The organism is Pseudomonas sp. PB3P13 (assembly GCF_054897735.1).
This window is the reverse complement of record NZ_CM142702.1, coordinates 3,756,141-3,766,449: the sequence shown is the minus strand read 5'-3', so window position 1 is coordinate 3,766,449 and position 10,309 is coordinate 3,756,141. Positions and strand designations below refer to the sequence as shown.

The window sequence follows — 10,309 nt, the reverse complement described above, 5'->3', positions numbered from 1 at the left end:
AAAAGCAACAGTATTGACCTGATATGTAGAAGGATTTGTCCATGGCGGTTTTGCCAGAACTTGAAGCATTTCTCGAACTCGCCGAGTTCGGCCGGCTGACCGGCAAAAGTCGTGCGATGCATGAACAGTCGCCCCAACAGGCGCGGATCGATTTTGAAACCTCCTCCGGATTTCTCGATGTACCCCTGGACAACGTGGTCTGCGAGAACTTCACCTTGACTGCACGGGACGGCCACAGTCTGTCGGCGCGGTTGTATCGCGATGGGCCACCGGTCGACGGCTTGCAGCCAGTGGTGTTGTATTTCCATGGCGGTGGTTATGTGGTTGGCAGCCTCGATTCCCATGATGCGCTGTGCCGGCGACTCGCCTCGCAGGGCGGGTTTGCGTTACTGACCGTGGAGTATCGACTGGCGCCGCAGTGGCGTTTCCCGACGCCAGTGCAGGACGCCTGCGATGCCGGCAACTGGCTGGTGCGCGAAGGCGCGGCGCGGGGGCTGGATGCAAACCGGGTGGCGTTGGTCGGTGACAGCGTGGGCGCGACACTGGCCACGGTGCTGTCGATCATGGCGGTGCGTGAGCCTGCGGAACTGACCTTGAAACCCAAGGCGCAGGTCCTGCTGTACCCGGTGACGGATGCGACCACAAAGCGCGCATCCCATCGTGATTTCGCCGAAGGCTATTTGCTGGAGACGCCAACGCTGGACTGGTTCTACGCGCATTACGCACGCACGGCAGAGGACCTTGCGGATTGGCGTTGCTCGCCGCTGCTGGCGCCTGATCTTTCAGGCATGGCGCCGGCGCTGGTGTACCTGGCCGGGTACGATCCGTTGCGTGACGAAGGGGTGGCGTATGCCGACTTGTTGCGCGCGGCGGGCAATGAAGTGACGTTACTGGAGCAGCCGGGAATGACCCATGATTTCATGCGCATGGCGGGGTTGTTAGGGGAGGTGGAAGGGATTCACTCGCAAGTGGCGGGGTGGGTGCGTTTGCGGGTTTGAGTTGAAATGAAAAAAACCGCCATGCCTGGATCAGGGGTGGCGGTTTTTTTGTGTCCGGCAGTTGTTCTGGGTTGGCTTGACGGGCGCCATCGCGAGCAAGCTAATTCCCACAGGGGTTTTGTGAACACTGAAGATCCCATGTGGGAGCGAGCTTGCTCGCGATGGCGGCCTGACATTCAACACGCATCTACCAGCCCAAAAAAATGCCCGCATCTCACGACACAGGCATTTTTCATTCCAGCTCACGACTCAGAAATCATACTTCGCGGTGACTTGCACGTTACGCGGCTCGCCGTAGAAGGTGGTATCGAAGTTGCCCAGGCCCGTCAGGTAGTTCTTGTCGAAGACGTTGTTGGCATTGACGGTGAAGCTCAGGTGGTCGTCGAACTGGTAACGGGTCATCAGGTCCACGAGGGTATAGCCACCTTGCCTGATCCGGGTGTAGTCGCCCACGTTGGCGCTGTAGATCTTGCCGTAGAACGCGCTCTGCCAGCTCACGCCGCCGCCGACGGTGAACTTGTTCATCACACCTGGCAAACGGTAAGTGGTGAAGGTACGCACGACATGTTCAGGGCGGGTGGTGGACAGGGGGTAGCCGAAGATCCGTTGCTCGTCCTGGTCGCGGGTACGGGCGTAGGTGTACCCGGCGGACAGGTTCCAGCCGTCGGCCAGTTCACCGGCCAGTTCCAGTTCCACGCCCTTGGTGGTAGCGCCGTCGATGGCTTTGTAGATGCCTTCGTTGGTGACCGGGTTGGTGCCGATCGATTCAGCGACGTTGTCCTGTTCGATGCGGAAAAACGCCAGGCTGGCGTTCAGCTTGCCTTCGAAGTAGGCCGCTTTAAGGCCGGTCTCGTAAGCGTTGCCTTCTACCGGCTCCAGGGTGGACCCAGTGGCGTCCTTGTAGATTTGCGGCTGGTAGATATTGGTGTAGCTGGCGTACGCGGAGTACGTGTCGTTCAGGTCGTAAACCACACCGGCGTAAGGGGTGACGACACCATGTTCCTTGTAGCTGGCGTGGGTGTCGGTCTGGTTGGCGCCCGGGTAGTAGCTGTAGTCTTCGCTGTACTTGAAAGTGCTCAGACGGGTACCGAGGATGAACGACAGGTCATCGGTGGGACGCAGGCGCGTGGCCAGGTAAACACCGTTCTGGCTCTGGGTGCGTTCGTATTTGCCGTTCTTCGGGAAATCCTGCTTCGCCAGTTCGCCGTTCCAGTCATAAATGCTGCCCGGCACCTGAGAGAACGCGCTGGTGTCGTAGGTCGCACCGGTCTGACGCGAGTGGGATGCCATGACACCGGCGACCAGTTCGTGCTCACGACCGCCCAGGCTGAAGGGACCGGAGACGTTCACGTCAGCAGTGTTCTGCACGCGATGGCCTTCCCAGCGACCCCAGTACATGAACATGCCTTCACCGGTAACGCGGTCCGGGTTGCCGCCGCTGGCCGAGGCCAGTCGCGTGTCGTGATCGGTGGTTTTCTGGTCCAGGCTGACTTTGAGTTTCCAGTCATTGGCCAGCGCTTGTTCCAGCGATGCGAAGTAGGTGGTGCTGTCGAAATCACGACGGCTCCAGTCGGCAGCCGGGTTGAAGTGACGCGGAAACTCGGTACGCCCGCCATCGGCGAAGTACGTCGGGTTACCGGTCCAGGACGAACCGCGCGGGGTCGCGCTGGACCGGTCGATGCCGAAGGTCAGCAGGGTGTCGTCGGTCAGGTCGGCTTCAAGGACGCCGTAAAACAAATCTTTCTTCTGGCTGTAGTGATCCAGGTACGAGTTGGCGTCCTGATACACGGTCACGAATCTGCCGCGCACGTTGCCGGAATCGGTCAGCGGGCCGGAAATGTCGCCTTCCGCACGGTATTTGTCCCAGCGGCCGGCGGTGGCGCTGACCGAGGCCTTGAATTCCCTGGTCGGCTTCTTGCGGATAAGGTTGACCGTGGCGGAAGGGTCGCCGGTACCGGTCATCAGGCCGGTTGCGCCTTTGATGACTTCGATATGGTCCAGGCTGGCCGAGTCGTCGCTGTTGTTCGGGTTTTCACCGTACACACCGTCGTAGATGGTATTGACGCCATCGTATTGGAAATTGGTGATGGCCTGGCCACGGGCGGAAAATTCGGTGCGGTCACTGTCGTATTTCTGCGACGTGATGCCGGGGGTATTGCGCAAGGCATCGCCAACGCTCTGTACACCACGATCGTCCATTTGCTGACGCGTCACCACCGTCACCGATTGCGGCGTTTCGCGCAGGGTCAGCGGCAGCTTGGTCGCGGTTGTGGTGGCGCCGGTGGTGTAGGAGTCAGTGTCTTCCGTAGTCAGGCCAAGGGCCTGGCCGGAAATGGTGGTAGCGCCCAGTTGCACAGTTGAACCGCCACCGGAAACCAGGGTGACGCTGTTGCCATTGATCTGAAACGAGATGCCGGTGCCTTTGAGCAAAGCACTCAGCGCCTCGGACGGTTCCAGAGAACCGGACACGGCACGGGACTTGATGCCGGCGACCTGGTCAGGGCTGTACAGAATCTGCAGGTTGGTCTGCATGCCCAGCTCGGTCAGCGCGCTGGACAGCGGCTGCCCGGCAATATTCACTTTTACAGCCGCAGCATTGGCCATCGAGCTCCCGAACAAGGTAGCGGTCAGCAGAACGCTGGTGAACAGGGCGCGATGCAAAGCCGGGCGTTTTACGGCCAGCGCGAGAGGTGTGCGGGGTGGTAGAGATCGCATTACTTACCTGAGCTCCTGAAATTGTCGATTAGAGTTTTTGTTAATAAGAATGATTATTAGACGCGGCACAAACCAAAAACCGGAAAGAAACCCGTCAAATAAATTTCACAAAGGACAAACAACGCCGTTTCGTGGTGAGGGTGATTCCTGTGGCGAGGGGGCTTGCCCCCGTTGGGCTGCGAAGCGGCCCCCAGCGCCAGTCAGTCATACCGAGCACACAGGTTTTACGACTGCTGCGCAGCCGAATGGGGGCAAGCCCCATCGCCACAGGTAATCTCCTCGTGTGCGCAATCAGGCCGGTGCCAGTTCGGTGACCACCCGGCCGCTTTGCATCCGCACCAACTGGTCTGCTACGTCGAAGTAGCGGTCATCGTGGGAGATTACGATGATGGTTTTGCCCAGGCGTTTGAGATCCGGCAGCAGTTCGGTATAGAAAATCCGGCGGAAGGTCGGGTCCTGGTCGGCCGCCCACTCATCGAACACCAGCACCGGACGTTCTTCGAGCCAGGCATTGACCAACGCGAGGCGTTTGCGCTGGCCGGTGGAGAGGTCGGTGGTGGTGAAGTTGCCGTCCTTGACGCTGACCTTGTGCGCGATCTCCAGGCGTTGCAGGTATTTGTTGGCGTCTTCGGGAATGTGCTGATCGCCCTGAACCACATCATCGAACAGGTAGTAGTCAGCAAAGATCGTGGTGAACAACTGGCGGTAATCATCACGATTCTGCGCATCGATCGCCTCGCCGTTGACGCGGATCTCGCCTTGTTGTGGCGTGTACAGACCCAGCAGCAATTTGATCAGCGTGGTCTTGCCGCACCCGTTCTCGCCGACAATAAAGGTGATGTCGCCTTGCTGGATCGTCAGATTTACCGGCCCGAGCTGGAAAGGTGCAGCGCCGTCGGCCGCCGGGAAGCTGAAACCCACATCGGCCAGTTTCAGTTCGTGCACCGCGTGCTTGACGTTGCCTTTATCGCTGAGCAGCAGATGGGGTTCGGGGGTGGAAAACTGCTCCGACAACCCGGCGATCCGGCGGAAGGCAATCTGCGCACGGCTGACAATTGGCAACGTGCTGATCAAATGCTCCAGCGGGCCTTTCATGTACAGCAGCACCAGCACGAAGCCACTCATGACGGTCTTGTCGGCGCTTGGCCAAAAGGTTTGCAACGCCAGCGCCAGGCCGATGACCACGAAGAACAGCATCGAGCCGAAGGTCTTGGCGATGACGAAGGTGTTGATCGAACGGACCTGGGTGTTGCAGATGAATTCGGCTGTGGCCTTGATGCCCGAGACAAACATGCGCTGGCGACGCGGACGGTGTATCCGCAGTTCCTTGGCGCCTTCGGCAATCGCGTTGTAGTGCTTCTGCAGTTCGTCTTCAGCATCCCGGGCGGCCATGAAGCCCTGCACTCCTTTACTTTGGGCGTAAGCCTGGATCGATGTGCCGATCAGGATCGCGGCGATCATGATCAGGAACATTGGCCACGACAGGATGGCCAGGTAGCCCATGCACCCCAAGGTCACGGTCACGGAAATCGCCAGCGGGGCGAAGGCGAAGGCGAAGTCGCTGATGGTGTCGACGTCGTGGGTCAGTACCGGAATCAAGCGATGGCTGCGATAGCGTTCGATTTGTTCAATCGGCGCCGACAGGACTTTTTCACCGAGCTCTTTGCGCAGCCTGGCGATGATGTGCTGGCCAACGTAATTGGTGCCGATGTCCGAACAGATCGAGCTCAGCAGCGCCAACAGGCACAGGCCGGCAAACAGGGTGACGACGCCCTGGGTCAGGCCGGTGTCCGAATGCAGGGCATTGTTGATGGTCGCCAGCAGCACCGTGACGCTCAAGCCGCCGACCATGCCCAGGAAAATAGACGCGGCGACGATGAGTCGGAACGGTTTCAACAGGGCGAACAACTCGCCGATGGCGCCACGGGGAGGCTGGGTCATGGAAAACAGTTCCTTGGGTATAAAGGCAGATACCCAGTAGAACGGCTGATCGAGGGGGTAATTTACAAGGTCGCCGACTGGCGGTGAGGGCTGCGGGGCAATAGCAAAAATCACTGACACTACGCATACCCTGTGGGAGCGAGCCTGCTCGCGATGACTGACTTCTAGTCAAACAAATGTCGACTGTTCGTCCGCCTTCGCGAGCAGTCTCGTTCCTACAGGGGATTCCATTAATTGTGCAATTAATGAGGGGGGGCCTAGAGCTCACGCACGATTCGGAACCCCATCCAGTCGCCACGCTCTTGCCGGTATTGGCTATTGCGGTTGCCCGAGCGGGAGAACACCGGCGCTTCACCCCAGTCGTTACCGCGAATACGCACCGCTTCGCAGTCGGGCTCGACCCAGGCGCTGCCGTCGGTTGGAGCGCCAATGTAGTCCGGGTGCTCGCAGTCTTCGACCCATTCGTAGACATTGCCGTGCATGTCGTACAGACCGAATGCGTTGGGTGGGTAGCTGCCGACCGGCGAACTGTGGCTGTAACCGTCCGCCGGACCGTAAGTGTTGGCATGCTTGCTGATGCTGTATGCCTTGCCATCATCGAACGGGAACGGGAACGGTCCTTTGGTGCCGCCGCGCGCGGCGTATTCGCGTTGGGCTTCGCTGACCATGCGGTACTGCTGCCCGGTCTTTTTCGAGAGCCAGGCGACGTAGTTTTTTACGTCATCGAAGTTCATGCACACCGCCGGCTGACGCGGGCCTTGTGGGTAACGCGGTTTGCTGGCGACACATTCGCGACCCGGCCGCGTATCGCCGTTGGCGATGGTCACGCCACTCTCGCGCACGTAGCTGTCCCATTCACCGGCGGTGACCTGGAACCGGCTCATGGCGAACGGTTTGGCAAAGGTCACCTCGTGCATGGGGCTTTCGTCGGGTTCCCGACCGACTTCTTCGTCTGGCGTGCCCATGGTGAAGGTGCCGGCGGGCAGCACGACCATTTCCGGGCAGTCGCGACAGTCCTTGAATACTTTGCCGGGGTGCGCGGAAGTGGCCGCCTGGGCGGTGGTCGGCAGCAGACCGGCGAGGAGGGCGGTCAGGGCGACTACCCTGAAGGGCGCGATTAATGGATCTCGGTTCATCTGTCGTCTCGATTGGAAGGAAAGCGGAGTCACGGTGGCGAGGGGGCTAGCCTGCGGATCGGGGCTTCTGTAGTGAGGGGGCTAGCCTGTGGATCGGGGCTTCTGTGGCGAGGGGGTTTACCCCCGTTGGGTGGCGCAGCCGCCCCCGGCATTTCTTCAGATACATCGTGCCAGCAGATTTTGCGACTGCTTCGCAGCCGAACGGGGGCGAGCCCCCTCGCCACAAAAGACCCTCACCACAGAAATCTCCTTGCCCCAGGGTCATGCGATCTTGCGCAGCAGGGCCATGAAACGGTCGATATTGCTCTCGGAGTTGGAGGGCGGTCAGGGCGACTACCCTGAAGGGCGCGATTAATGGATCTCGGTTCATCTGTCGTCTCGATTGGAAGGAAAGCGGAGTCACGGTGGCGAGGGGGCTAGCCTGTGGATCGGGACTTCTGTGGTGAGGGGGCTAGCCTGTGGATCGGGGCTTCTGTGGCGAGGGGGTTTACCCCCGTTGGGTGGCGCAGCCGCCCCCGGCATTTCTTCAGATACATCGTGCCAGCAGATTTTGCGACTGCTTCGCAGCCGAACGGGGGCGAGCCCCCTCGCCACAAAAGACCCTCACCACGGAAATCTCCTTGCCACAAAAGCCCTCAAGCCACGGAAGCTTCCTTGCCACAGGGTCATGCGATCTTGCGCAGCAGGGCCATGAAGCGGTCGATGTGCCTCTCGGTGTTGAGCAGGCCTGGTGCGATGCGGATCACCGGTCCGACGTCGCGGTCGACCGAGTCGCAGACCACACGGTTTTCCATCAACCGGGCGGCGATTTTTTCGCAGTCGCGGTCTTTGACCCGGAAGAAGGTGAAACCGGCAGACAAGTCCGGGCTCTTGGGCGTCACCAGTTCGATCTGGGGATGTTCCAGCAGCCGGTTTTTCGCAAAAGTGTTGAGCGCATGGATCCGCGCCTGCACCTCGGCTTTTTCCAGCTCCAGATGCAGCTTGAAGGCTTCGTCCAGGGCCCAGCGGTGTTCGAAGCAGTGATAGCCGCCGGGGGTCATGATGGTCGAGAACGTTGTTGCTACGGAGAAGGTTGGAATGGTTGGCGTGACGTCCTTGAGTTCGGCGGAACGGGCGCAGATGATCCCGGTGCCGCGTGGGCCGAACATCCATTTGTGGGTACCGGCGATGAAGAAATCGCAGTGCATGTCGGGAAAGTCGAGGTTTTCAACGCCGAAACCGTGAACCCCGTCGACCACATACAGGATGCGGTCCTTCTCGTCACGGTTGCGATTGCGCTCCTCCACCAGTTTGCCGATCTCACCAATCGGCAGTTTCACGCCGCTGCCGGACTGCACCCAGGTCATGCCCAGCACGCGGGTTTTCGGGCGGATGCCTTTGGCGATCGAGCCCAGCACCTCATCCGCCGACACGTTGTGGCTGTTGCGGAAGAGCTTGAGCTTGCGCACCTTGACCCCGTCCTTCTGCTGGCGGTAGCCCAAGGCGTAGTTGGTGGCGTAGTGTTCGTGCTCGCTGGTGAGGATTTCCTGGTCCCGGCCCACATGGATGCCACCGTAGATCATTGACAAGCCTTCGGTGGTGCTGCCGGTCAGCGCGATCTGCTCAGGTTTGGCATTGAGGTAGCGGCCGGCCCAGGCGCGAACCGCCTGCTCGCGTTGTTCGGTCTCGCCCAGGTCCCAGTCCATCGCCAGGCCCGGGTTGCGATCCAGGTTGGCGCGGTGGCGTTCAATCGCCTCACGCACCGGCCGAGGGTGGGACGTCACCAAAAAGTTGGCGAGGTGCAGGTAGTCCGGGTCCTGGTCGAACAACAGACGCAATTGCGCCCATTTGTCTCTGGGCAGTGGCTGTAAATTGACAGCCACTGCCGGCAGATTCACGGCAGCACTCAGGGGCAAGCCAGCCGCCAGAATACCGGCCTGCTTGAGGAATGATCGACGGTTAGTCATGTGCTCGGCTCGCCTTTGCAGTGTGGGAGATCAGTTTTTCGCCACCGGTCTGGATGACTTCTGCACCTGGTCCCAGGCCCGCAGGAAATTCCCACCCCACAGCTTGGCGATATCGGCCTCGCTGTAGCCACGACTGATCAGCTCGGCCGTTACGTTGCGTGCTTCGCTGACATCTTTCCAGCCATCCAGACCGCCGCCGTCATTGAAGTCGGAACTGATGCCAACGTGGTCGATACCGATCTTCTTCACTGCATAGTCGATCGCGTCGCCGTAGTCCTTGAGTGTGGCCTTCGGTTCTTCATCGACAAGAGTATAGAGCTGGCTGGCGTATTCGCCGAAACGCTGGTCGGACCAGACGGTAATGACTGGATCGCCCGGCATCAATGCCATTTCCAGACCTTGCAACGGTTGCAGGTCGAAACGTGCGCGCAGCGCATTGAGTTTGTCCCGGGTAGCCTGGCTCAACGGGCGGATGTAGGTCGGGAAGCCGACTATCTGCACCACGCCGCCGCTGTTTTTGATCAGTTGCATTTCCCGATCGCTGAGGTTGCGCGGGATGTCCACCAGAGCGCGCGGTGCCGAATGCGAGGCGACCATGGGCGTGCGGCTCAACTGCGCAACTTGCTCCAGAGCCTTGGTCGACATCTGGGAAACGTCAATGATCACGCCCAGATCGTTAAGGCGATGCACCGCTTGTTTGCCGATCTCCGACAGACCACCGAGGGCGTCTGGCGAATCATTGAAGAACGGCAGCGGTCGTGAAGAATCGGCCCAGGCGTTGTTGCCCACATAGCTGAAACCGAACATGCGCATGCCGCGAGCGGCCCACATGTCCAGGGCGTTCAGGTCGTTGCCCAGGGGGTAGGCGTTGAGCATGCTCAGGAAGATCGCGAACTTGCCTTCGCCGTGCAGGCGACGAAAATCGTCGGGGGTGTAGGCGATGGCGACCCGGTTGGGAAAGTCGCGAACCATCGTGCTGATGATTTTGTAGCGGGTTTCCTGTTCGAACCGGGCTTCGTCGACGAAACCGGCGGTGGGGCGATGGGGGGCGTTGGCGCCGTTCCAGATCTCCGGCCAGCCGAAAATCGTCAGGGCCGCGCCGGACAGGCGACCGCGGCCGGCCTTGACCAGGTCGAATTGGCCAGTGCCGTCCTTGTCCGCTTCATTGCCGGCGGTGCCGAAGTCCAGCGCAACGGTGACGTGGCTGTCGAAGGAAAGGATGCGTTCTTGCAGCTCATCGGCCTGTTTCATGACGTTGGCCGGATAGCCGGGGTTATCCTTGAAGCCGTAATTCCAGGCCGCGAACCCCGCCCCGGCACTGATCGCCAGGGCCAGCGGCAGGCCGATGTACAGGGCCTTTTTCGAACGTGGTTTTGTCATTGCCATCTCAGTCAGGTTCGCCGCCCCTTTGCGGGCGCAGGGGCCTTTGCTATCTGGGAAGAACGAGCGGCCCGTTTGCAAATTTAGTGGGGCTGATGACCCCATCGCGAGCAGGCTCGCACACAGCAGATCTTCGGTGCTTACCCAAACCTTGTAGGAGCCAGACTGCTGGCGATGCTTTTAAATTTTCGGA

At 60.2% G+C, this 10,309-nt stretch carries 6 protein-coding genes; 1 reads left to right on the top strand and 5 read right to left on the bottom strand.

The features are described from left to right. Window positions 1–41 precede the first annotated feature (41 nt). The gene (locus ACYZT1_RS17310; RefSeq protein WP_462015900.1) at window positions 42–998 is read left to right on the top strand and encodes an alpha/beta hydrolase; all 957 of its coding nucleotides are present in this window, start codon (window positions 42–44) and stop codon (window positions 996–998) included. 249 nt (window positions 999–1,247) lie between these two features. Here ACYZT1_RS17310 and ACYZT1_RS17305 read toward each other — a convergent pair whose 3' ends face one another. From ACYZT1_RS17305 to pvdM, 5 genes are all read right to left on the bottom strand, one after another. Continuing rightward, on the bottom strand, window positions 1,248–3,713 hold the full coding sequence (locus ACYZT1_RS17305; RefSeq protein WP_462015899.1) for a TonB-dependent siderophore receptor: 2,466 nt from the start codon (window positions 3,711–3,713) through the stop codon (window positions 1,248–1,250). A gap of 291 nt (window positions 3,714–4,004) precedes the next feature. Next, window positions 4,005–5,654 (bottom strand): cyclic peptide export ABC transporter, encoded by a 1,650-nt coding sequence (locus tag ACYZT1_RS17300; RefSeq protein ID WP_462015898.1) that lies wholly within the window; start codon window positions 5,652–5,654, stop codon window positions 4,005–4,007. Window positions 5,655–5,911: 257 nt separating this feature from the next. After that, window positions 5,912–6,790: a dihydropyoverdine dehydrogenase gene (gene pvdO, locus ACYZT1_RS17295; RefSeq protein WP_462015897.1), complete on the bottom strand. Its 879-nt coding sequence runs from the start codon at window positions 6,788–6,790 to the stop codon at window positions 5,912–5,914. 665 nt (window positions 6,791–7,455) lie between these two features. After that, complete coding sequence (gene pvdN, locus ACYZT1_RS17290) at window positions 7,456–8,736, bottom strand: pyoverdine-tailoring periplasmic protein PvdN (RefSeq protein WP_462015896.1); 1,281 nt, start codon at window positions 8,734–8,736, stop codon at window positions 7,456–7,458. Window positions 8,737–8,766: 30 nt separating this feature from the next. After that, on the bottom strand, window positions 8,767–10,116 hold the full coding sequence (gene pvdM, locus ACYZT1_RS17285; protein ID WP_462015895.1) for a pyoverdine-tailoring dipeptidase-like protein PvdM: 1,350 nt from the start codon (window positions 10,114–10,116) through the stop codon (window positions 8,767–8,769). Between the last annotated feature and the right edge of the window lie 193 nt (window positions 10,117–10,309).

What these genes read in the sequence shown, in the direction of transcription:
- pvdN (WP_462015896.1), bottom strand. Translation starts at nt 8,736, where the DNA reads ATGACTAACCGTCGATCATTCCTCAAGCAGGCCGGTATTCTGGCGGCT.
- ACYZT1_RS17310 (WP_462015900.1), top strand. Translation starts at nt 42, where the DNA reads ATGGCGGTTTTGCCAGAACTTGAAGCATTTCTCGAACTCGCCGAGTTC.
- pvdO (WP_462015897.1), bottom strand. Translation starts at nt 6,790, where the DNA reads ATGAACCGAGATCCATTAATCGCGCCCTTCAGGGTAGTCGCCCTGACC.
- pvdM (WP_462015895.1), bottom strand. Translation starts at nt 10,116, where the DNA reads ATGACAAAACCACGTTCGAAAAAGGCCCTGTACATCGGCCTGCCGCTG.
- ACYZT1_RS17305 (WP_462015899.1), bottom strand. Translation starts at nt 3,713, where the DNA reads ATGCGATCTCTACCACCCCGCACACCTCTCGCGCTGGCCGTAAAACGC.
- ACYZT1_RS17300 (WP_462015898.1), bottom strand. Translation starts at nt 5,654, where the DNA reads ATGACCCAGCCTCCCCGTGGCGCCATCGGCGAGTTGTTCGCCCTGTTG.